Annotated in this window: 25 protein-coding genes; 6 read left to right on the top strand and 19 right to left on the bottom strand. The window is 63.3% G+C overall.

Annotated elements, in window-relative coordinates; translation table 11 throughout:
- Positions 1-37 precede the first annotated feature (37 nt).
- The 12 genes from AADX97_RS08680 to AADX97_RS08735 all read right to left on the bottom strand — a co-directional run bounded on the left by AADX97_RS08680 (position 38) and on the right by AADX97_RS08735 (position 12,996).
- Positions 38-958, bottom strand: a complete 921-nt coding sequence (locus tag AADX97_RS08680) for a general secretion pathway protein GspK (RefSeq protein WP_374233442.1) — start codon at positions 956-958, stop codon at positions 38-40.
- Positions 959-963: 5 nt separating this feature from the next.
- Entirely contained in the window at positions 964-1,668 is a 705-nt protein-coding gene (locus AADX97_RS08685) for a type II secretion system protein J (RefSeq protein WP_374233364.1), read from the bottom strand.
- A 105-nt stretch (positions 1,669-1,773) separates the two neighbouring features.
- Positions 1,774-2,181, bottom strand: a complete 408-nt coding sequence (locus AADX97_RS08690) for a prepilin-type N-terminal cleavage/methylation domain-containing protein (RefSeq protein WP_374233363.1) — start codon at positions 2,179-2,181, stop codon at positions 1,774-1,776.
- Positions 2,178-2,645, bottom strand: a complete 468-nt coding sequence (locus tag AADX97_RS08695) for a GspH/FimT family pseudopilin (RefSeq protein WP_374233362.1) — start codon at positions 2,643-2,645, stop codon at positions 2,178-2,180. Before AADX97_RS08695 ends, AADX97_RS08690 begins: the two co-directional genes overlap by 4 nt.
- Positions 2,646-2,682: 37 nt before the next feature.
- Positions 2,683-3,111 (bottom strand): type II secretion system major pseudopilin GspG, encoded by a 429-nt coding sequence (gene gspG / locus AADX97_RS08700; protein WP_374233361.1) that lies wholly within the window; start codon positions 3,109-3,111, stop codon positions 2,683-2,685.
- A gap of 99 nt (positions 3,112-3,210) precedes the next feature.
- The gene (locus tag AADX97_RS08705; protein WP_374233360.1) at positions 3,211-4,419 is read right to left on the bottom strand and encodes a type II secretion system F family protein; all 1,209 of its coding nucleotides are present in this window, start codon (positions 4,417-4,419) and stop codon (positions 3,211-3,213) included.
- Positions 4,420-4,631: 212 nt separating this feature from the next.
- On the bottom strand, positions 4,632-6,512 hold the full coding sequence (gspE, locus tag AADX97_RS08710) for a type II secretion system ATPase GspE (protein ID WP_374233359.1): 1,881 nt from the start codon (positions 6,510-6,512) through the stop codon (positions 4,632-4,634).
- Positions 6,505-8,400: a polysaccharide biosynthesis protein gene (locus tag AADX97_RS08715; protein WP_374233358.1), complete on the bottom strand. Its 1,896-nt coding sequence runs from the start codon at positions 8,398-8,400 to the stop codon at positions 6,505-6,507. The genes gspE and AADX97_RS08715 overlap by 8 nt, the downstream gene beginning before the upstream one ends.
- On the bottom strand, positions 8,397-9,446 hold the full coding sequence (locus AADX97_RS08720; protein WP_374233357.1) for a glycosyltransferase family 4 protein: 1,050 nt from the start codon (positions 9,444-9,446) through the stop codon (positions 8,397-8,399). The genes AADX97_RS08715 and AADX97_RS08720 overlap by 4 nt, the downstream gene beginning before the upstream one ends.
- A gap of 58 nt (positions 9,447-9,504) precedes the next feature.
- Positions 9,505-10,059, bottom strand: a complete 555-nt coding sequence (locus AADX97_RS08725) for a DJ-1 family glyoxalase III (protein WP_374233356.1) — start codon at positions 10,057-10,059, stop codon at positions 9,505-9,507.
- A gap of 57 nt (positions 10,060-10,116) precedes the next feature.
- Positions 10,117-11,463 (bottom strand): S41 family peptidase, encoded by a 1,347-nt coding sequence (locus AADX97_RS08730; protein ID WP_374233355.1) that lies wholly within the window; start codon positions 11,461-11,463, stop codon positions 10,117-10,119.
- 102 nt (positions 11,464-11,565) lie between these two features.
- A complete protein-coding gene (locus tag AADX97_RS08735; protein ID WP_374233354.1) occupies positions 11,566-12,996 on the bottom strand; it encodes a murein hydrolase activator EnvC in 1,431 nt (476 codons plus the stop codon).
- Positions 12,997-13,220: 224 nt separating this feature from the next.
- On the opposite strand from AADX97_RS08735, the gene AADX97_RS08740 reads away from it, so the two are divergent.
- The 4 genes from AADX97_RS08740 (at position 13,221) to AADX97_RS08755 (ending at position 15,831) form a co-directional block, all read left to right on the top strand.
- Positions 13,221-13,589: an ArsR/SmtB family transcription factor gene (locus tag AADX97_RS08740; RefSeq protein WP_374233353.1), complete on the top strand. Its 369-nt coding sequence runs from the start codon at positions 13,221-13,223 to the stop codon at positions 13,587-13,589.
- A gap of 168 nt (positions 13,590-13,757) precedes the next feature.
- Complete coding sequence (locus AADX97_RS08745; RefSeq protein WP_374233352.1) at positions 13,758-14,186, top strand: rhodanese-like domain-containing protein; 429 nt, start codon at positions 13,758-13,760, stop codon at positions 14,184-14,186.
- Between the two features lie 107 nt (positions 14,187-14,293).
- Positions 14,294-14,794: a protein-export chaperone SecB gene (gene secB, locus AADX97_RS08750; RefSeq protein ID WP_374233351.1), complete on the top strand. Its 501-nt coding sequence runs from the start codon at positions 14,294-14,296 to the stop codon at positions 14,792-14,794.
- Positions 14,795-14,802: 8 nt separating this feature from the next.
- Positions 14,803-15,831, top strand: a complete 1,029-nt coding sequence (locus AADX97_RS08755; protein ID WP_374233441.1) for an NAD(P)H-dependent glycerol-3-phosphate dehydrogenase — start codon at positions 14,803-14,805, stop codon at positions 15,829-15,831.
- 70 nt (positions 15,832-15,901) lie between these two features.
- Here AADX97_RS08755 and AADX97_RS08760 read toward each other — a convergent pair whose 3' ends face one another.
- Positions 15,902-16,378, bottom strand: a complete 477-nt coding sequence (locus AADX97_RS08760; RefSeq protein ID WP_374233350.1) for a tRNA (cytidine(34)-2'-O)-methyltransferase — start codon at positions 16,376-16,378, stop codon at positions 15,902-15,904.
- Between the two features lie 175 nt (positions 16,379-16,553).
- On the opposite strand from AADX97_RS08760, the gene AADX97_RS08765 reads away from it, so the two are divergent.
- On the top strand, positions 16,554-16,778 hold the full coding sequence (locus AADX97_RS08765) for a hypothetical protein (RefSeq protein ID WP_374233349.1): 225 nt from the start codon (positions 16,554-16,556) through the stop codon (positions 16,776-16,778).
- Between the two features lie 83 nt (positions 16,779-16,861).
- On the opposite strand, the gene AADX97_RS08770 is transcribed toward AADX97_RS08765, so the two are convergent.
- The 6 genes from AADX97_RS08770 to AADX97_RS08795 all read right to left on the bottom strand — a co-directional run bounded on the left by AADX97_RS08770 (position 16,862) and on the right by AADX97_RS08795 (position 23,756).
- Positions 16,862-17,245, bottom strand: a complete 384-nt coding sequence (locus AADX97_RS08770; protein ID WP_374233348.1) for a hypothetical protein — start codon at positions 17,243-17,245, stop codon at positions 16,862-16,864.
- A gap of 87 nt (positions 17,246-17,332) precedes the next feature.
- On the bottom strand, positions 17,333-18,793 hold the full coding sequence (gene ntrC / locus AADX97_RS08775) for a nitrogen regulation protein NR(I) (RefSeq protein ID WP_374233347.1): 1,461 nt from the start codon (positions 18,791-18,793) through the stop codon (positions 17,333-17,335).
- The gene (gene glnL, locus AADX97_RS08780; RefSeq protein ID WP_374233346.1) at positions 18,786-19,868 is read right to left on the bottom strand and encodes a nitrogen regulation protein NR(II); all 1,083 of its coding nucleotides are present in this window, start codon (positions 19,866-19,868) and stop codon (positions 18,786-18,788) included. The genes ntrC and glnL overlap by 8 nt, the downstream gene beginning before the upstream one ends.
- Positions 19,869-20,085: 217 nt before the next feature.
- Entirely contained in the window at positions 20,086-20,616 is a 531-nt protein-coding gene (locus AADX97_RS08785; RefSeq protein WP_374233345.1) for a DUF4124 domain-containing protein, read from the bottom strand.
- A 94-nt stretch (positions 20,617-20,710) separates the two neighbouring features.
- Positions 20,711-22,114, bottom strand: a complete 1,404-nt coding sequence (glnA, locus tag AADX97_RS08790) for a glutamate--ammonia ligase (RefSeq protein ID WP_374233344.1) — start codon at positions 22,112-22,114, stop codon at positions 20,711-20,713.
- Positions 22,115-22,601: 487 nt separating this feature from the next.
- On the bottom strand, positions 22,602-23,756 hold the full coding sequence (locus AADX97_RS08795; protein WP_374233343.1) for a cation diffusion facilitator family transporter: 1,155 nt from the start codon (positions 23,754-23,756) through the stop codon (positions 22,602-22,604).
- Between the two features lie 240 nt (positions 23,757-23,996).
- Between AADX97_RS08795 and glyQ the strand changes: the two genes are divergently transcribed.
- Complete coding sequence (glyQ, locus tag AADX97_RS08800) at positions 23,997-24,902, top strand: glycine--tRNA ligase subunit alpha (protein WP_374233342.1); 906 nt, start codon at positions 23,997-23,999, stop codon at positions 24,900-24,902.
- Positions 24,903-24,911: the final 9 nt, after the last annotated feature.

The following is a 24,911-nucleotide window of genomic DNA, read 5'->3' on the forward strand; positions in this document are numbered from 1 at the left end:
GCCTTGAGTGTAGGTCCACCCGTCGCCGAGACGCCAGTCAGCCGGCATCGGCTTCGCTCGACGGCGATGGCGCACCGGGCAGCCCGAAACGACGCCAGCGTACCTGATAGGGCGGCTGCTGTCCGGGGGTTGCCTCGATCAGCGCCTCCATACGCCGCCCGCCTCCGGCCGGAGCGGTCTCCGCGATATCGATCCGGTAGAGGGGTCCTGCCCGATCGACGAATCGAGGTCCACTGCTGTCTTCGAACAGAGGCGAATCGCGCTGAACAATGCGAAGCTGTGCGTCTTCAAACGGGATCCCCTGGGTCGCTGCGATCGCCGCCGCGGAGGCGAAGCGCTCGTCGAATCCCGCACCCTCGAGATCGACACTGACCTCCGGAGCCAATCGCGCGTAGATCTCGGGGGTCATCCCGAGGACCTGCATCAGCTCCTCGACGGCCACGAAGGGCGCATCCTTCGCCCCGAGGGTCAAGCCGGCATCGCGATAGTCGCGATCCTCCGCACCGTTCAGGAGCGAGAGATCATCCTCGTCGCGCCAATCGACGATCGCCGCGGCGAGCGAGGTCGCGGGGTCTTCCTCCATGCCGAGCACCACGAGCAGCGCCGAAAGCAGCTCGGGCGTTGCCTGATTCAGATCGATCCGCGATCCCTCGTTGAAGACCCGGATCGCGAGATCGACCCCACCGAACCGCCAAGGCACCGCCACCCCGTTGGGCAACCAGGCGGATACGTCCGGATCGGTCGCATCGGGTGGCGGCATCGAAAAAACGAGGACCGTGAAAGCGATAGCCGCATCCGCGGCGGCCCGGAAGCGTGCGCCCGAGACGTGATTGTCGCTCAGCGCCGTCTCGGTACGCTGCGCCGCGGTCAGGCCGACCGCCATGACGGTGAGCAGGGTCAGCACCCAAAGCACCAGGACCAAGGCGATGCCTCGCTGATGTCGGGCGATCGGGCGCACCCCGCTCAAAAAAGGCGCACCGGCAGGCTGACCAGCAGATCCGGCCAGGACTGCGCGGGCGTGGCCATCCGGATTTGCAGCAGGGTCGGCATCGTCGATTGTCCGATCCACTCCTCGTGCCAATCAGGCTCGATCTCCCCGTCGGCGGTACCGAAATAGGCGATCCGGAACTCGGCAACGCGATCCAGGAGCAAGGTCCGGCCGAACGCGCCCGCTGCGGCATCCATGTCGAGCCGGGTTGAGTCCAGTGCGAAGCCCGAGTCGGCCTCCAGCGGCTCCCAGGTCGGGATCTCGTCGGTTCCCTCGAGCACCTCGGGGTGAACCAGCCAACGCGTCAAGACCAGACTCACCTCTTGATCGTGCGGGACAAGCTCCAGTCGCAGGATGTAAAGCCCGGGCACGCCGACCTGCGCGGAGAGCGGTGCAACAAACTCCAATCGCTCGGTGTCCCCAGCGAAGACGTTGATCATTTCGGCGTCGAGCGTCACGGTCGTCGCGCGCGACTGACTCAGGGTCGACATGAGAAAATCGCGTGCGACCCGAACCTCGGAGACCCGCTCGGAGACCGCGTCCACGCCTTCCCAAGCGCGTGATCCGAGACTCAATCCGGAAAAAAGCATAAGCGTGATAAGGCTGACGATCGCCAGGGCGATGAGCAGCTCGATCAGGGTAAAGCCCCTGGCGTTGCGCACGCGACGTCGGACACCCATCGTCTGCGCCCGCGGCCGCGCCGGTGCAACGCATTCCCCGCGTGCGAGGGGCGTGCAATGCGGCGAAGAATCCGCGTGTGCTCGGTATAGCATGGCGGACGCGGTCTAGAACCGCTCCCCGAGGCGCAGGGTCGAAAGCGTCAGGCTGCGGACCTGGCTCCCGTCCTCCCAGAGCGCGGTGGCGTTGACACGGTAGGGCGTTGCCGGCGGCTCTTCACCGAGCTCCTCGCCCAAGGTGACCGGGAGGATGGTGATCTCCCATGCGATGCCGCCCTCGGGTTCGCCCGAGACGGCACCTTCCTCCAAAGGGATCGCCGTCCCGACTGCGTTCAGCTTGGCCTCGGCCAGGGACGCGGCGCGGCTGTACTGGGAGGACACCAGGGTGGTCCGCGAAGCCTGCGAGAAGATCTGCATCAGTACCCCGAGCGATACAGAGAGGATGGCGAAGGCAACCAACACCTCAAGCAGCGAAAAGCCGGACTGCCGCCTCCTGTTTATTCGCAACGCCTTCACGGCGCGCTCCACGGGGCCAAACGGATACGCCCCGTCAACCACACGACACCGACCTGATAGCCGGAGCCGTCGCTCGCCAGAATGATACGGCCCCCGGTCGAGCTCCCGTCGGGAAAGAACCGGATCGCCCCGCGCTGCTCGTCGAGCATTTCGCGATCGGCGGCCTCGAGCGTGACCTCCAGACGCTTGGGGAGCGTCAGGCTGCGGTGCCCGGCAAGCTCGAGGCGATGTTGCTCGACGTCCACGACCAAGGCGACCTCCGCTCCCTGACGGATCGCGGTTTCCCGCGCCAAGCGAAGGCTGCTCACCGTCCGGCGCGCGGCGGCCTTCATCTCCACACCCGGCATCGCCGCCGAGAAGAGCGGCGGTACGGCCGACATCGCCAAAGCGGCGATCGCCAAGACGACGAGCAGCTCCACGAGGGTGAAGCCGCCGCGGCGTCCGCGCCTGGCTGAGGGACTCATCACGGTGTCTTCGCGAGACGCCGATGTCGCGCCGAGCTCAATCCCAGCTGCGGAGGTCCGCGTTCTCGCCGTCCCCACCCTCGCGGTTGTCCGCGCCAAGCGACCAGATATCGAAAGCTCCGTTCTCGCCGGGCATACGGTACTGATAGTCGAAGCCCCAAGGGTCTTTCGGAACGTCGCCCTTTCTCAGATACGGACCGTTCCAGCTCTGGATGTTGGCAGGGCGCTCCACGAGGGCCTGCAGACCCTCGGCTTGGGTCGGGTAGCGGCCAACCTCCAAGCGGTACATATCCAGGGTCGCGGCGAGGTTTTCGATCTGGAGCTTAGCCGTCTTACTTTTGGACGAGCCGAGGAAGCTCATGACTTGGGGACCGACGAGCCCCGCCAGCAGACCGAGGATCGCGAGAACCACGAGGAGCTCGACCAGGGTGAAACCGCGAAAGCGCTTTGTTTGATTCGGATGCATAGATAGACTCGGATGACTTTGAACGATTGTGGTCATTGTAGGGGGCCGATGGTGTAGGGCCAAGGTGATCTGCGCGCGCACGGAGGATGTCCGAGCGGGTCAGAAGACCAGCTCGTTGGCACCGAGAATGGCCATCAGGATCGAGATGATGATGCCCGCTACGACGACGCCGAGCCCGATGATGAGAATCGGCTCAAGCAACGTCAGCATACTCTGGACGCTGTTGCGGGTCTCCCGATCGTAGATGCTTGCCACCTTCGCCAGCATCGCGTCCAGACTGCCGGACTCCTCTCCGACGCGAATCATCTGCAGCGCCAGATCCGGCAAGACCTCGAGGCGAGCCAAGGGTCCGGCGAGACCGCGACCGTGCTTGAGGTCGTCACCGGCCTCGTTGAGCAGGCCCGAGAGTTTCCGATTGGAGACGACCTCTTTGGCAAGCGTCAGCGCACTGAGCAGGGGTAGGCCGTTCTTCAGGAGGGTGGCCAGGGTATGGCAGAGTCGCGCCGTCTCCATCTTCCAGATCAGATCACCGAAGAGCGGAACACCCAGAACCTTGTGGTCGAACCGGTCGCGGACGACCGGGTCCTGAAACCAGCGCTCCAGCACCACGGCAATCAAGGCGATGCCCACCAGCATGGCCCACCAATAGTTGCGGAAGAGATCGCCGGTCGCGACCACGATCCGGGTCGGCAGCGGAAGTGCCTCGCCCATGTCGTCGAAGAGCACCGTGAACTGGGGTACGACGAAGACCAGCAGCATGATGACCGACAAGGCCGCAACCACCAAGAGGATGGAGGGGTAGACCAGCGCGGAGGTGATCGTCTGGCGCAGCTCGGCCAATCGTTCGAGATAATCGGCGAGCCGATCCAGGACCTGATCCAGCGCGCCGCTAGCCTCGCCCGCACGCACCATATTGACGTAGAGCCGCGGGAACTGCCCGTCCTGCAGGTCGAGCGCGCTGGAGAAGGTCGCACCGCCGCGCACCCGTTCCTGCAGGTCCGACAGGACATGGATCAGATGCTCCTCCTCGGTGAGGTCCACCAGGATCTGCAGCGATCGGTCCAACGTCATCCCCGCCTCAAGGAGCGTCGCCAGCTCGCGGGTGAGGATGCCGATCTCCTTTTGGTTGATGCGCCGCCGCCGTTTCCGCACGAAGCGGGCGCGCAGCCCGGCCGAGGAACGGGCTTCGATCGGGATAAGCCCTTCGGACTGGAGTTGACGCACCAGCGCGGCCTCGTCGACCGCCTCCTGCTCGCCCTCAACGCTCTCACCGTCGAGCTTGACCGCCTTGTAGAAATATTTCGGCACTTCAGTCCTCGGTTGAACCGTGTCGCATGCGATATGCACCGGATTCGCGTTGGATCGGCGTCGAGTGAATCAATCGACGTCGCAGGGGACGCGGTTCAAAAATGAAAAGCAGTTCTTGTTGACCTGAGCCGCGTCCAGCTCGGGGCATTCGGGTTCGACCGAGCGTTGCTCCGAGACACGACATCAGTGGTCGCTCGGGACGCGGCTCGGGCTCAGTCGACGCCCGGCTCCTCGCCTGCCTCGGCGACGCGCAGCACCTCCTCGATCGTCGTGCGGCCGTCGAGCGCCTTGCGCAGGCCGTCTAGGTACATGGTCTCCATCCCCTCGGCGACCGCGATGCGGCGGATCTCGGTCGCGGTCGCATGGTTCAGCACGGCCTTACGGATCGGATCGGTCATCAGCAGGACCTCGGTGATGACCAAACGTCCGCGATAGCCGGTCCCGTTGCAGGCGTCGCAACCGACGGCCCGGTGCAGCTCGACATCCTCGGGCGCGGCCCCGATGGCCGCGAAGCGCACCGCCAGCTCGGGGATCGCCGGATAGGACACCTGACAATGCGGGCACAGCTTGCGCACCAGGCGTTGGGCGAGGATGCCGTTGATCGTGGAGGTGAGCAGATAGTCCTCGACGCCCATCTCAAGCAGACGGGTAACGCCGCTGGCCGCGTCGTTGGTGTGCAGCGTCGAGAGCACCACATGGCCGGTGAGGGCCGACTGCACGGCGATCCGGGCGGTCTCGAGGTCGCGCATCTCGCCGACCATGATGACGTCCGGATCCTGACGGACGATGGCGCGAAGGGCGCTGGCGAAGGTCATGCCGATCGCGCTCTTCACCTGGATCTGGTTGATCCCGGCCAACTGGTATTCCACCGGATCCTCGACCGTGATGATCTTGCGCTCCTCGGTGTTCATGCGGCTGAGCGCCGTGTAGAGCGTGGTGCTCTTGCCCGAGCCGGTCGGCCCGGTCACCAGCAGGATGCCGTAGGGCTTCTCCAGGATCAGCCTGAGGCGCTCGCGCGGCGAGCCATCGAAGCCGAGCGCATCCAGGTCGAAGCGCACGCTTTCCTTGTCGAGTAGCCGCATGACCACGCTTTCGCCGAACATGGTCGGAACGGTGGAGACACGCAGATCCAGCTCGCGACCCTGGATCCGGATCGGGATGCGCCCGTCTTGAGGTAGGCGCCGCTCGGCGATGTTGAGCTTCGCCATGATCTTTACGCGTGAAATGACGGCGGCGGTCGAGCGCACGGGCGGTGCGTCGACCTCCTTGAGGATCCCGTCGACGCGGTAACGCACCTTGAGCTGGTCGGCGAAGGGCTCGATGTGAATATCCGATGCCCGTGATTCGAGCGCCTTTTGGATCAACTGGTTGACCATCCGGATGACCGGGGCCTCGCTGGCCAGATCCTTGAGATGCTCGATGTCCTCCTCGTCGAAGTCGCCGAGGGCCCCCTCGGCGCTTTCGGGGGCCTCTTCGACCTTCTCGTAGAGGCGCTCCAGAGTCAGCTCTATCTCGCTCGGCAACCCCACGAGGGCCTTCACGGGCTTGCCCGCCGCCATCTGCATGGCCTCGACCGCGAACCGATCGATCGGATGGGCAAAAGCGACTTGGATACTGTTCTGATCCTCGGACACGGGAAGCACCTTGGCGTCCTTCAAAAACCGCAGACTGAAGAGATCTTCGCGCAACGGCTCGGCCGGGAAGCTGCTCGGGTCAGCCAGGGGGAGCTCAAGCACATCCGACATCGCCTGCGCCATGTCGCGCTCGGAGATGAGTCCCAGGCGCACGAGCATCGGCAAAAGGGGGTCGCCCGCCTCGTCGGCGAGACGCCGCGCCCGAGCGAGATCGCCGGGCGAGAGCTTCCCGGCCGCGTGCAGGTGCGCGACGACACGCCCCTCCGCGGGGGGCTCCGGATGCAGGGTCTCCGGGGTCCGATCGCTGGTCGGCTGCCCTAAGACCGGGCCGGGGACGGTCGGAGCAACGGCGGAGTCAGGCGTAGCGGCGTGCGTCTGCGAGCCGGAAAACACCTCGTCGAGGTCATCGCGCGTCGCGCTGATGCTCGGTGCTTCATCGAGGACAGCGTCTTCATGCATCGGCATTCCTCCGGTCTTGGACGGCCGCGGTCGCTGCGAGGGTATCGCTGAGCTCAGGGTGCCATCCCGGCAGCATCGTCCGCAAGATGGCGACCATCGCGGAGCGATCGTCCAGCGCAGCGGCATGCTCCAGTGCTGCAACGCTCTCGTCGGGCGCGGCCGCGATCAGACCGTCGCTTCCCCGGGCCACACGAATCTTCGGATGACACGTCGGGACGAGATCTTCGGAGTCGTAAAAGAGCTCCTCGTAGAGCTTTTCCCCCGGGCGCAGGCCGACGTAGTGGATGGAAATCTCCTCGCCGGGCTCATGCCCGGACAGACGGATCATTTGTTCGGCAAGATACCGGATCTTGATCGGCTCGCCCATGTCCAGCACAAAGATCTCGCCGCCGTCCCCGATCACGGCGGCTTGCATGATGAGCTGGCATGCCTCGGGGATGGTCATGAAGAAGCGCTCGATCTCCGGGTGGGTCACCGTGACCGGTCCGCCTTGCTCGATCTGGCGGCTGAACAAAGGCACCACGCTCCCCGCGGATCCGAGGACATTGCCGAATCGCACGGTGATGTAGCGACACGCCGATCTCTGGTTCAGGGTCTGACAGATCGCCTCGGCGACCCGTTTGGTCGCGCCCATGACATTGGCGGGGTGCACGGCCTTGTCGGTCGAGATCAGGACGAAACGCTCGCACCCCCATCGCTCCGCGGTCTCCGCGACAACCCGCGTGCCGGTTACGTTGTTGCGAACCGCGGCGCGGATCTGATCCTCGAGCATGGGGACATGCTTGTAGGCCGCCGCATGGAAGATGATCTGTGGGCGCTCCGCAGCAAAGACCGCATCCAGACCGGCAGCGTCCGCGACGTCCACCAGGTGACGCGTAAAGCAGAGGTTCGGGTAGCGCTCGAGCAGCTCCATTTCGATGCGGTAGAGGTTGTACTCGCCGTTGTCGATCAGGATCAGCCGAGTCGGACCGGCCGCCGCGATCTGGCGCACCAACTCGGAGCCGATGGAGCCGCCGGCACCGGTCACCAGAACGGCGCGTGCGGAGAGGCCTGCCCGGATCCCCTCCCAGTCCAAGCTGACGGGATCGCGACCGAGCAGATCCTCGATCGAGACCGGTCGCAACTGACTGATGCTGACCTGTCCGGTCATGAGATTACGCAGCTCCGGAACGGTGCGGAAAGGCCGGCCGGTGTCTTCGCACAACTCCACCAGGCGACGCATCTCCTTGGCCGTCGCGCTGGGAACAGCCAGCATCAGCAGATCGATATCCTCGCGCACGACGATCTCGGGGATCGCCTCGGTCAACCCGAGAACCGGGACACCGTGAACCTCGCTGCCCTGCCGGCGCGGCTTGTCGTCGACGAAGCCCGCCGGGAAATAGGATCGGCTCGGATCGCGGAGCATGTCGCGCACCAACATCTCGCCCGCGCGCCCGGCGCCCACGATCAGAACACGCTGTCCGGAGCTCAGGTTAAGTCGGTGGTCCTTCAACCAGCGATACAGCAGCCGCGGACCGGCTACCAGGATCACTTGAAGCCCTAGGAAGAGCACCGGCACGGATCGCGGAATCAGCTCGGTGCGGTTCAGTATGAAGAGCGCGACCACGACCAGGACCGTCCCCGCGACGGCGGCCTTGACGATGCGCACCAGATCGGGGAGCGACGCAAACCGCCACACCCCGCGATAGAGCCCGAACAGCCAAAAGACGGTGCCTTGAATCACCAGGACCCAGGGCAACGAGGTCAGCGCACTGTCGACGAATTCGGGCGGGATCCGGCCCAGGTTGAAGCGCAGCCAATAGGCGGCGATCCACGCCACCGGAATCATGAGGAGATCGTGCGAGAAGGCGGCGGTTCGCGAGCGCAGACGGTCGAGCAGCGGATTCATGAGCGCTCCGTCGAAGAGGCGGTGCGCTCGACCAGTCGAACCTTGAGATGGATCAAGGCATAGATCATCGCCCAAGCCCCGATCAGCAGCCACTGCTCATGCGGCGGAAGGCGCGGCGAGGCCACCGCACAGGCCGCTGCGGCAGCCATGAGGGGATAGGCCCGCAACAAGGTTCGACGATGGCTCCATCCGGCCAGAACCAATCGCTGGTAGTGATGCGAGCGATGCGGCTCCCAGATGCGCTCGCGCCGCACCAAACGGGCCAGCAGGGTCCAGGTCGCGTCCAGGATGAAGGGCGAGAAGGCGAGCCAGGCGCTCCAAAGCGGGAAGAGTCCGAGGTGGGTCCCCCACAACGAGAAGGCCGCCACGAACAACCCCAGACTCGACGAACCCGCGTCCCCCAGAAAGATGCGTGCCGGCGGAAAATTGCCCGTCAGAAACCCGGCACTGGCAAAGGCTACGCAGGCCGAAGCCAGCGCAAAGAGGGTTTCGCCTCCGGACCAGCCCAGGATCGCGAACGCGGAGAATCCGAACAGCGCCATCCCTGCAGCGAGGCCGTCCATCCCGTCCATAAAGTTGTACAGATTAATGAGCCAGACGACATAAACGAGGGTCAAGAGGCCGGAGACCCAACCCGGAAAGACCAAGACCCATCCAGGCAGATCGAGCAGGGCCCAGCGCAGACCGCCGATCGTCAACAAGAGGGCGGCACCAATCTGGGCCACGAGCCTCAATCGACGCGAGACATCCCCGATGTCGTCGAGATACGCGATGCCTGCGACCGGCAACAAGCCCGCCGCGATCCAGCCTAGCTCTGGCGCGGAGATCCCGAGTGCGGCCAGCACCAAGAGCGGTGCGCTCGAGCCGAGCAGAACCGCCAGACCACCGCTGCGCGGCACCGGCGTGCTGTGCAGCGAGCGTGCGTTGGGGTAATCGAGCGGTCCGCGACCGGCAGCGCCGTACGAGGCCAACCAGCGGGTTGCGGCGACACTGGACAACAACGAGAAGAAGGCTGCGGCAGCCGAAATCGGCGTGTCGAGGGGCATGGTCCTTGATGTCCTGGGCTCACGGGTATCTATCCGGGCCGGCGGCTTCGGTCTCCCGTCAGAGGGTTCGGACCAATCCGCGCTCGACCTGGTCGCGCGATTCGCGCCCGAGCAAAAGCTCGATCAGCTGCAAAGCGAAGTCCATGGCAGTGCCGGGGCCGCGCGAGGTGACGAGGGTTCCGTCGACAACGACCGCGGCGTCGGTGAATGTGACCCCCGGATAGGCTGCGGGATCGACGGCCCCAGGGTAGACGGTCGCCGATCGCCCGTCGAGGAGTCCCGCACGCGCGAGGACCTTCGGCGCGGCGCAGATCGCCGCGGTAAAGCGGCCCGCTGCGTGCTGACTCCGAATCAAGGCGATGATGCGGGGATCCTCCGCGAGAAGGTCGGCGCCCGGCAGTCCACCCGGCAGGACGATCATGTCGAAGGTCCGTTCCAACACATCCTCGAGCCTGGTGTCCGCGATCAACAGGGTTCCTCGGCTCGCGGCCACCGGCCGGTTGTCCAGCCCTGCCGTCACCACATCGATTGCGGCACGGCGCAGCAGATCGATGATGGTCACGGCTTCGAGCTCTTCGCATCCCTGAGCGAGCGGGACGAGTACGCTGGGCATGTGTCGATTCCGATAAAGACCGAGGACGCTTCGACGTGAGTCGCTCGAACGCGCCGGCTAGGGATTGCCTATCCGGCCCAAAATATTCAACCCCATTAACACGTTGAGTGCTTCGGACAGCTGAAAGTCCTCGGCGACTAGCGAGCCCTTCCCGGCGTCCTCCTCCGAGGTGTCCCCCGGGGCATCGTCCCCGAGGTGACGCGCCAGATCGGACTCCTTCAGATCCTGCACGCCGGTCGCCTCCAAGGGTTTGAACTCGCCGCGCTCGAGCTCGATGTCCGGGGTGATGCCCTGGGCCTGGATCGAACGCCCCGAGGGCGTGAAGTAGCGAGCGGTCGTGAGCTTGAGCGCCGTCGTGTCGTCGATCGGCACGATGGTCTGGACCGAACCCTTGCCGAACGTCTGGTTGCCCATGACGATGGCGCGTTTGTGGTCCTGCAGTGCACCGGCGACGATCTCGGAAGCCGAGGCGCTGCCGCCGTTGACCAGAACGACGATCGGCGCACCGGACAGGATATCGTCGGGCCCGGCCTGGAACTGGAGCTTGCTGTCCTCCTGCCGACCCTCCGTGTAGACGATCAAACCGCTGGTCAAAAAGGCGTCGCTCACCCCGACCGCGCTGTTGAGCACTCCGCCGGGGTTGTTGCGCAGATCGAGCACAAGACCCTTCAGTGTGCCGTCGTTCGCGCCCTTGAGTAAGTCGACCGCCGCGAGCACGTCCTCCGTGGTACGTGATTGAAAATGTGAGACCCGGATGTAGCCGAAGCCGGGCGCAAGCGTGCGGCTGCGCACGCTTGCAACCTGGATCACTGCCCGCTCGAGCGTGACGTCGAACGGAGGCTCGTCGCCCGAGCGCATGATCGTCAGCTCAATGCTCGTACCGGGCTCGCCTCGCATCAAGGTCACTGCATCGTTCAGACTCATCCCCTTGACCGGCTTCTGGTCGATGCGCACGATGGTATCGCCGGTCTGGAGGCCCGCGCGTTGTGCCGGCGTGTCGTCGATCGGCGCGATCACCTTCACGAAGCCATCTTCCATTCCGACCTCGATCCCGAGACCGCCGAACTCGCCGCGGGTTCCGACCTGAAGATCCGCAAACTCATCGTTGTCGAGGTAGGCCGAGTGCGGGTCGAGACTTGCGAGCATGCCGCGGATCGCACCCTCGAGAAGGAACTTGTCTTCGACGCCCTCGACGTATTCTTCTTTGATGCGCCCGAAGACCTCGGCAAAGGTTCGCAGATCGCCGAGCGGAAGCTCGCTTGCAGTTTCGACCGTCGTGGACATGATCTCAAGGACATCCGGAGTCTCGATCGTCTCGGCGAACGCGCGGTCACCCGGCGCGCCGGGCCAGACGAGACAAGTCCCGAGAATCAAGGTCGAGGCGGAGGGTAGGCGTCGGGTCATGGCATGCATTATGGAATCACGTCGGTTGGGGTCGACACGCCGCTCGGCGAGGCGTGCATCGCGCGGCCGGATACATCCGCTCCGCCGTTGCGGAACGATGACCTAGCATCGCATGTTTTCGCTGCTTTCGTCAGGTTGATCCAAGGTCGATCGGGACGCTTGGTTGCAGGCGGCCGCACCGAAGGCCGGACCTCGTTGCGTTTTGATCGGTTCGGTGCCGACGCGTTCCCGCCGCCCGTAAAGATTGTCCCGGCCCGCGCCGGAGAGGGATCCCTGTCGAGCCGCTCCGGCGCACCAGTCCGAAGGGTCCTGCGGCTTGCCGTTGTGACGGATTGCAAAATAGAGTACGGGCTCCTCGCGACCGCCGCTGTCGCCGCTCAGGGCGATGACCTCGCCGGTGGCCACCCATTCGCCGGTCTCCTTCAGAAGCGCCTCGTTGTGGCCGTAAATCGACATGTAACCCTCCCCGTGATCGATGACCAAGAGCAACCCGAAGCCGCGCAGCCAATCGGCGTGGATCACCCGTCCGTCATGCACGGCGCGCACCTCTTCGCCCTGTCGCGCCGCCAGCAAGACACCGTCCCAGCGCAGCTCGGAGTCGGGTTTGAGCATTCCGAACTCGGCAATAACCTCACCCTGGAGCAGAGGCCATGCCAGGCGCCCGCGGCGCTCCGGAAACGGATCACGCCGAATGTCCAGCTCGGCACGGATCTGAGCACGCTGACGTAGGTGCTCGACCAACAGCCTCAGCGCCTCGGCATCGCGCTCGAGCACATCGAGATTCTCCGTTCGGCCGGCAATGCTGGCTTCCAATCGCGTCAAGACCTCGGCGCGTTCTTCCCGCGCGGCTTCCAAGCTGAGTCGCGCCGTCTCCTGGCGGCGTGCGAGATCGATCCGGCGCTCCGCCTCCCGCTCGGCGTCGTGGGCCAAGCGAGTGAGCCGCTCAACGCGCGCCTGGATGGCCGTGATTCTCCGGAGCTGCTCTCGGTTCAAGTACGCGAAATACGATAGGATACGGCTCGCTTGTGCGGTATCTTCTTGATTCAAAAGCAGACGCAGGCGATCGGCCCGACCCATGACATAAGCGGTGCGAACCAGGTCCGCCCAGAGCGCAAGCTCCTGCTCAAGTGCGGCGTACTCCTCGAGATGACGCACCCGGAGCGCCTCCGCGACGCGGGTCTGCTCGGCAACCGCGTGCGCCAACTCTCTGCCGGTGACGACCGCCTCGGCAACCTCCCGCTCCTTCACCTCGAGCTCGGCGATCAAGGCACGGCGGTCCGCGTGCTGCTCGATGAGCTCCCGACCGACCGACTCGACCCGCCGCTGAATCTCCTCGAGGTCTTTCGCGCGCGTGTCCAAGGTCTCGTCGGATGCCGTCTCCAGCGCAGCCGCCGGTGTAGTGACCAGGACGCATACGAGCGCCAGGCGCGCGCAGCTGTGTCCGATCCAATCGCGCGCTCGGCAACGCCGGTGGTGATCGTGCAGCTTGCGGCGAAGCCGCTCGGGAGGTCCTGTTGCGACGGTCCTGGGCACGGCGGTGAGATGATCGTGGTGCGAATCGGTCGCCTGATTATACGCATCGTCCGAGGCCCGAGCGGAAACCCCGGAATGAACCGACAACCGTCCGTGCGGGATCCTCGGCCTGCGGCGGCGCGATCGGCGTCATGGGGCAAGCCGCGGCGTAAGGTACATGTACTTCGCACTCTGCCGGAAAGAGTTTATTATTGTATGCTTAACAATTGATGAGACAGGATGCGATGGTGAGCAATCTGAGCCAGCCTTCCCGCCCGGTCCTGAACGACCCGGTCGGCAACCCCGACGAGATGAACCTGTTCGCGGACGATGCCGACATCGAGCGTGCCTCACGATCGCTCAAAGCCATGTCGCACCCCTTGCGCCTGAAGATCCTCTGTACCCTGGGCGACCAGGAGGTCAGCGTCCAGGAGATCGTGGACCACGTCGGAACCTCGCAGAGCAACATCTCCCAACATCTGGCGATTCTACGGGACAAGGGCATACTGGCCTCGCGCAAGGATGCCAACCGCGTCTATTACCGGGTGAGCGACGGAAGGACCCTCCAACTGATCGGGATGATGCGCGAGGTCTTCTGCCAGCACACTCACTGAGTCGACGCACTGCAGGATGACGCTTGCGTTCCACCTCCTTATAATCCGCCACCTTAATCATCCCAAGGGCAGTCGTGGGCCGCTGCGGCCCCGGAGCGCTCGACCCGACGTCGAGATGCCGGTCGCGGCGTTCAAGAAGTCTTGCCCAATCAACGAGATCGCAGAGCGATGCTGTTAGATCAAATCGTGGAGTTCGTCGGTAACCACTGGTACCTCTTCGTGGCGTTGTTCGTCATCCTGGCGTTGCTGACCCACAACATTATCGTGGGCGGCAAAGGAAGCGTCGAGCCTTTGGCGGCGACGGAGATGATCAACCACCAAGACGCGGTCGTCATCGATGTTCGCCCGGCAGCCGATTTTGCTAAGGGCCACATCATCAACGCGATCAACGTACCGATGAACGGATTTAAAAACCAGATCGCCACGCTCACAAAGCATAAGGCCAAGCCGATCATCATCAACTGCCGGTCCGGTGCTCAGTCGGCGATGGCCTGCAGCCAGCTACGAAAGGAAGGGTTCGAGCAGGTCTTCAACCTTAACGGCGGCATCATGGCGTGGGAAGCCGCGAGCCTCCCGCTTACACGCAAGAAACGCTGAGCCGGATCCCGATCCCGACCGATGCCGGGATCGACCGCGTCGGCGCCCGATCCCCCCGCTGTCCCAAGATTCAGCCTTCGATCACACCTTCGATTAGGAACAACACCATGGCCGAGAACGCGCAGAGCAACGAACCCCGCACGCTATCGGAGCGACAGTTCTCCGTCCAGCGCGTCTATGTTAAAGACGCCTCGTTCGAATCTCCCAACGCGCCGGATATCTTTCGCGGCGAGTGGAAGCCTGCGCATGAGCTCAATGTCAGCACCAAGGTCAACCGCATCCAGGATGACCTTTACGAAGTCGTGCTCTCCGTGACCGTCTCGGCACAGCTCGGGGATAAGACGGCCTTTATCGTCGAGGTCCAGCAAGCGGGGATCTTCGGCATCGCCGGTTTCGCCGAGCAGGAGATGGGCGCCATGGTCGGTGCCTACTGTCCTAATCTGCTCTTTCCTTACGCCCGCGAGGTCGTGTCGGATCTCGTGTCCAAGGGCAGCTTCCCGCAGCTCGTCCTCCAGCACGTCAATTTCGATGCGCTCTTTGCGCAGCATCAACAGGAGGCGATGCAGCGCGCCAAGGACAGCGCGGCAGAGCAGCCGAGCCAGCATTGAGCGCAGCCATGCCGGCCGATACCCTCCAGGCCGATTCCACGAGGGCCGTCATCGCGGTTCTGGGTGCCGGGTCCTGGGGAACGGCTCTCGCCATCCTGCTCTACCGCAATGGACATTGCGTGCGGCTCTGGGGTCACGAGGTCGAGCAGGTTGCCGCCTTGCGTCGAGATGGCGAGAACCGCCTCTTCCTGCCGGGAGTCCCGCTTCCTGCGGACGTGTCTCCGACCACCTCCTTGGAGGAGGCGCTTGCCGGGGCGAGCGACTGCCTGATCGTGGTTCCGAGTCACGCGTTTCGAGGTATGGCGGACCAAATCGCGCGGCAGCTTCCCGATGCGATGGGTGTGGCTTGGGCGACCAAGGGTCTGGATCCGGCAAGCGGGGAGCTGCTCCATGCCGTGGCACAGGAGAGCTTGGGGACGCGTGCGCTCGCGGTGGTGTCCGGACCCAGCTTTGCTCAGGAGGTCGCGCGCGGACTCCCGACCGCAGTGACGGTCGCCTCGGCCGATGTCGCGTTCGCCGAGCGGATTGCCCGGCTTCTGCACGGTGAACGGTTTCGCGCCTACACGAGCTCGGACATGGTCGGTGTCGAGGTGTGTGGAGCCGCCAAGAACGTGCTCGCGATCGCCACCGGGATCGCCGACGGTCTCGGGTTCGGCGCCAATGCCCGCGCCGCGCTCATTACGCGAGGGCTTGCCGAGCTGATTCGTATCGGCACCGCCTTGGGCGGTCACAAGGAGACATTCATGGGTCTCGCGGGAATCGGCGATCTGGTCCTGACCTGCACGGACAACCAGTCGCGTAACCGGCGCATGGGCCTTGCACTCGCAGCCGGGGCGAGCTTGTCGGAGGCACAGGCCAAGATCGGCCAAGAGGTCGAAGGTGTCGTGACCGCGCTCGCCATCAATCGGCTCGCATCCCGCTTGGGTATCGAGATGCCGATTAGCGAGCAGGTCTACCGGGTGCTTTACGAAGGTGTCTCGCCCGAGACCGCAACCCGATCCTTGCTCGAGCGCGAGCCGAAGGCGGAGTTCGGCTGAACACCGTTCGATATGATCGGCATTGTTGCGACGCGCGTCGCCTCGAGAAACGGCCATCGCCGGGGGTGGTTTACTCCCGCTGCTGGACAGCCCCTTCGAACCCTGTTTGACGCCATGCCTCGAAAACGACGACCGCAACGGCGTTCGAGAGATTGAGGCTGCGATTGCCCGGACGCATCGGGATGTAGAGGCGTCGATCGGTCGGGAGGGAGTCGAGCAAGGCTTGCGGCAGACCTCGTGTCTCCGGACCGAACACAAACGCGTCGTGGGCTTGGTAATGCGGCTTTGTATAGGCAGTCGAACCTCGGGTTGTGAGCGCGAAGAGCCGCTGCGGGCGGATCGTACCCAGGCAGGCTTCCATCGTAGGATAGACTCGGACCTCGGCCCACTCCCGATAGTCGAGCCCGGCACGCCTGAGCAGACGATCCTCCAGCGCAAACCCGAGAGGCTCGATCAGATTGAGTCGCAGACCGCTGTTGGCACAGAGCCGCATGACATTGCCGGTATTGGGCGGGATCTCGGGCTCGTAGAGGATGACATCAAACATCGCTGATCCAACTGGGTCGGGCATGGGCGAGCAGGTCGGTCGCGGTCGGAATCGATCGACCCGCGAACAGGTTCGGCGGTTGACCATGACAAGTCGCTGCATGCTATATTAAGGTTTGTGAAAGTTCTAACTTCGCCGCTCCAAGGCGGCCAAAAACCCTATGAGGGCTAACGACATGAGCGATATCGTCGCGCTGAAGAAGGAAAAGCAGGAGTTGATCGAGAAGATGCTCGGGATGCAGAAGCAGTTCATCGACTTCGAGCATGAGCACGGGGTGTCAGGAAAGGATTACTGGGCAGCGACGGACGGCTTGCTCGTCAACTATCGTCAGGAATACCAGGACATGGCCAACCGTGTCGTCGACATCGCTCATGAGATCGTCGGCTCGGCGCGCAACTGAGCAGATAGACTCGATATTGTCGGGCTCCGCGTCCGGAGTGTCGGACGCGGCTCATCAGGAAAAGGGTTTCGGCGAACCCTGGATCAGCGTAAATGCTCGATGTACTTGGGTGTGTCGCGCATTTCCAGCCTGATGGCGGTCCCCTGCGCGACGAACGGATCAACAACCCCTTCGAAATTCAGCGCACAGCGTATCTGTCCTCGACTCTTGAGCTGGACAGGGACCATATCGCGATACGTGAAGATGTTTTCTTCGATGTCGCCTCCCCGACAGACAAGCGGACCCCTCGGAATCGTCGAGGTCTCCGCGACCCCGTCGATCACTAGATCCCCTGCCTGCTGCCAACGCGTACGTTCGCTGGAGCCCGTCATCGTCTTCACGAGATACGCCCGCGTGAAACGGAGCCTCAGGCGTCCGTTCTCCAGATCGATCGACGAGATCTCCGACCCCTTCAGGTCGATACTCATGCTGTCCAAGTGATTCTCCGGATCTGTAATTCGCTACCAAGGGTGGATTCAGCGGAGCGGTGACCGCCGGGCGTGTGATCGGTCCGCCTACCCGATTTGGGGGCTCCGCGCCGAATCCTCATCCGCCGAGGGCTCCTCCGGGTCAATCTCGATATCCAGTTGCAGCTCCTTGATCTTGCGGGTCAGGGTGTTGCGTCCCCAGCCGAGGAGTCGCGCAGCCTCTTGCCGACGTCCGCCGGTATGCTCCAAAGCGGTCTGAATGAGGATTTGCTCGAACACCGGCATGGCCGTGTCCAGCAAGGCACCCTGTCCCTGTTTGAGGCTCTGACGCACCCAGCGGCGAAACACGATCTCCCACGGCTCGTCGCGAACCGGCTCGGAAAACGAGGCGTTGAGCTCGGGCGGAAGATCCTCGGCGTGAATCTCTTTGCCCGAGGCCATCACCGTGACCCAGCGGGCAGTGTTCTCGAGCTGGCGAACATTGCCCGGCCAGTCGAGCCGTTTCAGGTGATCGATTGCGCTCGGCGCGAGTACCTTGGGCTCGCATGTCAGCTCCAGGGCCGCTTGGGCGAGAAAGTGCCGCATCAATACCGGCACGTCTTCACGCCGATCCCGTAGAGCGGGAAGATGAATCCTGATCACGTTGAGACGATGGAATAAGTCCTCGCGAAAACGGCCTTGCCGTACCAAGTCTTCGAGGTTTTGGTGAGTTGCCGCGATGATCCGCACATCCACCCGCGTCGGGGCAACGCCGCCGACACGGTAGAACTCGCCGTCGGCGAGTACCCGCAGAAGTCGGGTTTGAAGCTCGGCGGGCATATCGCCGATCTCGTCGAGGAACAAGGTCCCCCGGTCGGCCTGCTCGAATCGCCCTTCGCGGCGACTCTGGGCCCCCGTGAAGGAGCCGCGCTCATGCCCGAACAGCTCCGACTCGAGGAGATCCCTGGGAATCGCGGCCATGTTCAGGGCGATGAAAGGTCGATCGCTGCGCGGACTGTGGCGGTGCAGTGCGCGCGCAACCAACTCTTTCCCGGTACCGGATTCTCCGTTGATCAGAACCGTGATGTTCGAGCGCGCAAGTCGGCCGATCGCCCGAAAGACCTCCTGCATGGCCGGGGCCTCGCCGATGATATCCGGCGCCTTGGTCACCACGATCTCTTCGGGGCGCTCTTCGCGACCGCGCCGGCAAGCCCGGTTGACCTGCCCGACAGCCTCGTCGAGATCGAATGGTTTGGGAAGATACTCAAACGCACCGCCATGAAAGGCCGACACCGCACTGTCGAGGTCGGAATGTGCGGTCATGATGATCACGGGCAGTCCGGGATAGCGGGCCGAGACCTGTCGCAGAAGATCCAACCCATCGATCCCGGGCATGCGGATATCGGTCAGAATGACATCGGGCTGCTCGCGCTGGAGCGCCTCCATGACACCGACCCCGTTTGAGAAACAGGTCACGTGCATCTCGGCCTTGCGCAACGCGCGCTCGAGCACCCACCGGATGGACCTGTCGTCGTCGATGACCCAGATCATGGGCTCGCGACTATTCATAGGCCGTCTCCAGCGGCAGATAGACGTAAAACGTGGTCTCGCCGGGTCGACTCTCGCACTCGATGAGGCCTCCGTGTTGGTTGATCAGTTCTTGGGCGATGGGTAGGCCCAGCCCGGTACCGCCTTGACGGCCCGAGACCATCGGAAAGAAGATCCGATCCTCGATCTCCTGCGGGATTCCAGGTCCGTTGTCACGGATTTGGGCCTGCAGCACAAGGCGATGGCGACGGTTTCCGATCGTGAATTGACGCAGAACGCGCGTGCGCAGCTCGATACGGCCGTTTATTCCGGCCGCAGCGGCGGCGTTGCGCGCGAGGTTCAAAAATGCCTGGATCAAGCGATCTTGATCGGCCATGAAATCCGGAATACTCGGATCATAGTCACGCCGCACGCGCGGGCCCGTCGGCGATTCCGCAAGGATGAGGCCACGGACATGCTCGAGAACATTGTGGATATTGACGAAGGCCCGGCGCGGCAAGCGACTGGGGCCGACCATGCGGTTGACCAGGTCTTGGAGCCGGTCGGCCTCGTCGATAATGATCCGCGTGTATTCTCGCAGTCCGGGGTCGGGAAGCTCCTGCTCGAGCAACTGCGCGGCGCCGCGTAGTCCGCCGAGCGGGTTCTTGATTTCGTGCGCCAAACCGCGGATCAGTGCCTGGGTTGCCTGATGTTGAGAAAGCAGATGTTCCTCCCGGGTGATCCGAAGTTGCCGGTCGACCTGCGCGAGCTCGACGAGCACTTGATCGTTTGCATCGAAATGATGCATCGGTAGGACGGTGCAGTTGACCGTCTTGGTGCGCCCGTCGCTCGCAATGACATTGATCTCACGTTCGGTAAAGGGGTGGCGCGAATCTAAGGCAGCTTTCAGACGCTCTTCAACCTGATGGTCGGGGCAAGGAAGGATGTCTAAGGCATGGTGGCCAATCATGTGTCGTGCACTGATCTCGAAGAGCATCTCGGCAGCTGGATTGAGATACAGGAGCCGTAACTCCTTGTCGAATAGTAGGACAGCCGTGTTCAAGTGATCGAGAATCGTCCTCTCTAGGGCCGGCTTCGGGGCTGGCGGAATACTCATGATTTCTCATCCGAACGGCTGACAAGCTCGCGTGTGGCCGAGGCCGCACGCGAAGACGGAGGGTTCGACATCGACGATCGGGCTGCGTGATGCCCTATGAAGGCAAATGGCGCAACACCTGGAATCGGGCCGGCATATCTCTACCGAGAATATGCAAAATGCGTACCCTCACGGCGCGACCGGTGTCGATCGGGAAAGCCGCTGCAATAACGAGAGCTTAGGGCAAAACCCCAGGGGAAGCGGACTGACGCAGTTCAAGGGCAATCAACGGGGTCGTGGCGACAACGGTGCCGAGCGCATCCAGCACGCGCGCTTGGATGCGGTGCGCTTCGAATCCGACCCCCTGGATTTGAAAACGCATCGATCCCGCCTCGACAGCGACCGCACGATCGTCGAGCACCAGGTCGAGACGATGCCCTTCGAGCAGCGGCGGCTCCAAGCGCAACTGGACTTCAAGTGTGTCGGTCGGCTGAATCAGGACAGCTCCGGCGGTTGGTGTCAGGATGTCGAAGGCAGCATAGGATCCGAGAAACGGGTCATCGCCCGAGCGCGCCGCGCCATCGGAGGTTGAGTCGTCGGCTGGATCATCCACTGGACCGGCGTTGGGAACAATGCGCTGTGCGCCCGCATCCGGAGGTCGTCGATCCGAGAAGTTGATGCGCCCCTCGGCGTCGACCCAGCGAAAAATCTCCGCGCTTGATGCTTGTGGCGCGATCAAAACGAGGGCGACGAATAGGTGTTTGATCATGGCCAAAGGATAGTCGACCCGGATTTCGGGCTCAACCTGAAATGGAAGAGGCCCCTCGCGGGGCCCCGTCGGCACGCTTGAGAGTGCCCCGACTCTAGAGACTATAGTACATGTCGAACTCGACCGGGTGCGTGGTCATGCGGATGCGCGTGACCTCTCCCATCTTCAGAGCAATATAAGCATCGATCAAATCGTCGGAAAAGACGCCGCCGGCAGTGAGATACTCCCTGTCCTGGTCGAGGCAGTCCAAGGCCATATCCAAGGAATGACAAACCGTCGGGATGGCCTTGGCCTCCTCGTGCGGCAGATCATAGAGATCTTTATCCATGGCATCGCCAGGGTGGATCTTGTTCTGGATGCCGTCGAGACCGGCCATCATCATCGCGGCGAAAGCCAGATAGGGGTTGCAGGTCGAATCCGGGAAACGGACCTCGATTCGACGTCCTTTGGGACTGGCGACATAGGGAATTCGAACGGAGGCGGAGCGGTTGCGCGCCGAGTAGGCGAGCATCACAGGGGCCTCGAAGCCCGGCACCAAACGTTTGTAGGAGTTGGTGGAGGGGTTGGTCAAGGCGTTGAGAGAGCGGGCGTGCTTGATGATACCGCCGATATAATAGAGGGCGGTGTCGGACAAGCCTGCGTACTTGTCGCCGGCGAAGATGTTCTGGCCGTCCTTGCTCAGCGACTGGTGCACATGCATGCCGCTGCCGTTGTCGCCGACCAACGGCTTGGGCATGAAGGTCGCCGTCTTACCGTAGGCATGAGCGACGTTCTGAATGACGTACTTGGTGATCTGGTTCTTGTCGGCGCGCGATACGAGGGTATCGAACTGGGTGCCGATCTCGCATTGGCCCGCGGTTGCGACTTCGTGGTGATGCACCTCGACGGGTACACCCATTTCTTCGAGCGCAAGACACATGGCTGCGCGAATATCATTCAGCGAATCAACCGGCGGGACCGGGAAGTAACCGCCTTTCGTGCTCGGGCGATGCCCCATATTGCCGTCGGCGAAAACGCGCTCCGAGTTCCAGCCCGCCTCCTCGGAATCGATCTTGTAGAAGGCGCCGCTCATGTCCGCGCCCCAGCGCACATCGTCCAGGATAAAGAACTCGGGCTCCGGACCGAAGTACGCCGTGTCGGCGATGCCCGTCGACTTCAGATAGGCTTCAGCACGCTTGGCCAGGGAGCGCGGATCGCGCTCATACCCGGTCATGGTATCGGGTTCCAGGATATCGCAGCGGATGATCAGGGTGTTCTCGTCCGTGAAGGGATCCATGACGGCAGTGGAGGGTTCCGGCATCAGGACCATGTCCGACGCCTCGATTCCTTTCCAGCCTGCGATTGACGAGCCGTCGAACATCTTGCCGTCCTTGAAAAGGTCTTCGTCGACCACGCGGGAAGGCATGGAGACGTGCTGCTCCTTGCCGCGCGTGTCGGTGAAGCGAAGGTCGACGAACTTCACGTCGTTGTCCTTGATCATTTTGATCACGTCTGTCATTTGGGATTTCTCCAGCTGCTATGGGTTCGGGGGAAATATGGCCGGACAGCGTCGTAATAGGTCTGTTGCCTCCGGACGCACCGAGGCGACTGGGAGCCTAGCAGGTCGCTATTCAGGCTGCACGACTCGCGATGGGTCGGCGGGTCGCGGTGACTCGGTTTGTATGGATGTCCTCCGCGTCGAGTCGAGTCGACACCGGGGACAGCCGGTGCTGTCGATCACCTCGGGGCCACTAAGCATCTACCGAGCCAAAACATCTTTCGGGATCTCCTTATGGCTGGATCGGTGCCTGGCTATTGGTCCGGAGTACAATCAAGACGTTGTTTACATTGTGGTCTTTTGAGAGCGACGAGGGTCTCGGATTGGTCGTGGCAGCCCGAGACCAACCGACGTAGAACCGGCCGCAAGAGGATCCGCCTCGTACCACGGAATGGATGCACCTTAATGGTGCCTTGTGGAAAAAAGGCGCACCCAAATAGTGCGACAGCTAACTGAACAGGATTTGCACGTCGCGGAACGCCGGCTCGTCCTTGATCGCCGCGGCGAGCCGCTCGCGAAGAGCGTCCGCATCCGCGCCACGTCTCTGGCACGCAGCGAGCGGAAAATGCACCTCGATGTCGATCCGGCCTCGAAGATAGTGGAAGACCATCCGTTCACGCTCGTTCGCCTCTGGAATCGCCGACCAGAGCGAAGCGAGTCGGGCCAACGCCTCGGCCCTCAGCGGGAGCCCGACCGGTGGAGGATACCGATCGTCGTCTTCGGGATCGATATGCACGGTCACATCGGTGATCTCGTCGATCTCGCGCTTGAGTCGATGCTCCACCAACAGGCTGATCATATGCCCTTCGGAGACGCTGACGAGGGGATCGACCAGGACGTGCACGTCGGCCGAGACCTGTCCGGCATAGCGGCGCGTTCGCAGCATGTGGATATCACGCACGCCGCCGACCGACCGGATCGTTTCCTTGACCGCGCTCAGCCGCTCGGATTCCATCCCGGTATCGACCAACTCGTTGATGGCATCCCAGCCCAGCTCCCAACCGATCTTTGCGATCATGGTCGCGACCACGACCGCCGCGATTGCGTCCAGATAGGCCAGGCCGGCCATGGTCCCGGCAATGCCGACAAGCACGACCACCGAAGAAACGGCATCCGTTCGGTGGTGCCAAGCGTTGGCGCGCAGCAGATCCGACTTGACGCGCTTAGCATAGCCGAGTGTCCACCAGTAGAGCCATTCCTTGACCAGGATCGATGCCAGGGCTGCAAGCAGGGTCAATGGTTCCGGCTGGAGCAAGGCCGCGGGCTGAAACAACCGCTCGATGGAATCCCAGGCGATGCCGACGGCCACCGCGATGAGCAGCAAACCCAACATGAGGGTTGCAACCGTTTCGTACCGAGCGTGCCCGTATGGATGATCGTGATCGGGTCCTTGGCTGGCGCGGCGGCCGGCCAAGAGGACCAACAGATCGGACAAGAGATCCGAGAGCGAATGGATCCCGTCGGCAACGAGCGCTTGAGAGTGGCCGAACACCCCTGCGATGATCTTCACGACGGACAACACGAAATTGATCGCGGCCCCGATGACGGCCGTGTGCGTCACGGCGTGGCGGCGTTCGGCTGACGCGTCTGTGGGCGTGCGCATGGCGGGAAGAGTCAAGGTTGGGTTTGGAGGCCGGCCCGAGGCCGAGGTTTCGCGCGGTCGATGGCGCTAGGGTAACAGGCGATGGCGCGTTTTGCGCGGACGGGCGGTCGTGGCGACAGCAACCCCGGATCCACCTCGCCGATCGGAACGCATCGGCCAGCGTTGTAACTTTGGCGCGATCTCGCCGATCGGCGCTATACTGCTGGATTTTCGTCAACACTGGGCCGAAGGAGTACGATCTTGAGTCTCGATCGCGAGGATGTCTCGACCTTTCAGGGCCTCGTTTTTGCCCTCGAGCGTTACTGGGCCGAGCAGGGATGCGTCATCCTTCAGCCACTCGACATGGAGGTGGGCGCGGGAACCTTCCATCCGGCAACCTTTCTGCGATCCATCGGGCCGGAGCATTGGCGCAGCGCCTATGTCCAGCCCTCGCGTCGTCCGACCGACGGGCGTTACGGAGAGAACCCGAATCGCCTCCAGCATTACTACCAATACCAAGTCGTGCTGAAACCTTCTCCGCTCGAGATCCAGGATCTCTACCTTGACTCGCTGCGCCGACTCGGGATCGATCCGCTCGTGCATGATATCCGATTTGTCGAAGATAACTGGGAATCGCCCACCCTGGGTGCCTGGGGGCTCGGCTGGGAGGTTTGGCTCAACGGGATGGAGGTGACGCAGTTCACCTATTTCCAGCAGGTGGGGGGACTCGATTGTCGGCCGGTGACCGGAGAGATCACCTATGGCCTCGAGCGTATCGCCATGTACCTGCAAGGTGTGGAGAGCGTCTACGATCTGATCTGGAGTCAGACCCCCGCGGGCGTCGTCACCTACGGCGATGTCTATCATCAGAACGAGGTCGAGCAATCCGCCTACAACTTCGAGCACGCCGATGTCGACGCCTTGTTCAGGCAGTTCGACACCTGCGAGGCGGTGAGCGCCGCCATGGTCGAGGAGGGGCTCCCGCTGCCGGCCTACGAGCAGGTCTTGAAGGCCTCGCACACCTTCAACCTCCTGGATGCGCGCGGCGCGATCTCGGTCACCGAGCGGCAGCGGTTCATCCTGCGGGTACGCACCCTTTCGCGAGCCGTCGCCCAGGCTTATTTCGACCGCCGGGAGGCCCTCGGCTTTCCGATGCTGACCCGCTAACGGGAGACG

The organism is Thiocapsa sp. C2-2m, from assembly GCF_041903745.1.
GTDB classification, from domain to species: domain Bacteria; phylum Pseudomonadota; class Gammaproteobacteria; order Chromatiales; family Chromatiaceae; genus Thiocapsa; species Thiocapsa roseilacustris.

Excerpts from the sequence above, each read along its gene's own strand:
- AADX97_RS08725 (WP_374233356.1), bottom strand. The coding sequence starts at position 10,059 with ATGCCCAGCGTACTCGTCCCGCTCGCTCAGGGATGCGAAGAGCTCGAA.
- AADX97_RS08730 (WP_374233355.1), bottom strand. The coding sequence starts at position 11,463 with ATGACCCGACGCCTACCCTCCGCCTCGACCTTGATTCTCGGGACTTGT.
- AADX97_RS08715 (WP_374233358.1), bottom strand. The coding sequence starts at position 8,400 with ATGAATCCGCTGCTCGACCGTCTGCGCTCGCGAACCGCCGCCTTCTCG.
- AADX97_RS08745 (WP_374233352.1), top strand. The coding sequence starts at position 13,758 with ATGCTGTTAGATCAAATCGTGGAGTTCGTCGGTAACCACTGGTACCTC.
- gspG (WP_374233361.1), bottom strand. The coding sequence starts at position 3,111 with ATGCATCCGAATCAAACAAAGCGCTTTCGCGGTTTCACCCTGGTCGAG.
- AADX97_RS08770 (WP_374233348.1), bottom strand. The coding sequence starts at position 17,245 with ATGAGTATCGACCTGAAGGGGTCGGAGATCTCGTCGATCGATCTGGAG.
- AADX97_RS08755 (WP_374233441.1), top strand. The coding sequence starts at position 14,803 with ATGCCGGCCGATACCCTCCAGGCCGATTCCACGAGGGCCGTCATCGCG.
- AADX97_RS08740 (WP_374233353.1), top strand. The coding sequence starts at position 13,221 with ATGGTGAGCAATCTGAGCCAGCCTTCCCGCCCGGTCCTGAACGACCCG.
- ntrC (WP_374233347.1), bottom strand. The coding sequence starts at position 18,793 with ATGAATAGTCGCGAGCCCATGATCTGGGTCATCGACGACGACAGGTCC.
- glnL (WP_374233346.1), bottom strand. The coding sequence starts at position 19,868 with ATGAGTATTCCGCCAGCCCCGAAGCCGGCCCTAGAGAGGACGATTCTC.
- secB (WP_374233351.1), top strand. The coding sequence starts at position 14,294 with ATGGCCGAGAACGCGCAGAGCAACGAACCCCGCACGCTATCGGAGCGA.
- gspE (WP_374233359.1), bottom strand. The coding sequence starts at position 6,512 with ATGCATGAAGACGCTGTCCTCGATGAAGCACCGAGCATCAGCGCGACG.
- AADX97_RS08760 (WP_374233350.1), bottom strand. The coding sequence starts at position 16,378 with ATGTTTGATGTCATCCTCTACGAGCCCGAGATCCCGCCCAATACCGGC.
- AADX97_RS08765 (WP_374233349.1), top strand. The coding sequence starts at position 16,554 with ATGAGCGATATCGTCGCGCTGAAGAAGGAAAAGCAGGAGTTGATCGAG.
- AADX97_RS08785 (WP_374233345.1), bottom strand. The coding sequence starts at position 20,616 with ATGATCAAACACCTATTCGTCGCCCTCGTTTTGATCGCGCCACAAGCA.
- AADX97_RS08720 (WP_374233357.1), bottom strand. The coding sequence starts at position 9,446 with ATGCCCCTCGACACGCCGATTTCGGCTGCCGCAGCCTTCTTCTCGTTG.
- AADX97_RS08685 (WP_374233364.1), bottom strand. The coding sequence starts at position 1,668 with ATGGGTGTCCGACGTCGCGTGCGCAACGCCAGGGGCTTTACCCTGATC.
- AADX97_RS08695 (WP_374233362.1), bottom strand. The coding sequence starts at position 2,645 with ATGAGTCCCTCAGCCAGGCGCGGACGCCGCGGCGGCTTCACCCTCGTG.
- glnA (WP_374233344.1), bottom strand. The coding sequence starts at position 22,114 with ATGACAGACGTGATCAAAATGATCAAGGACAACGACGTGAAGTTCGTC.
- AADX97_RS08795 (WP_374233343.1), bottom strand. The coding sequence starts at position 23,756 with ATGCGCACGCCCACAGACGCGTCAGCCGAACGCCGCCACGCCGTGACG.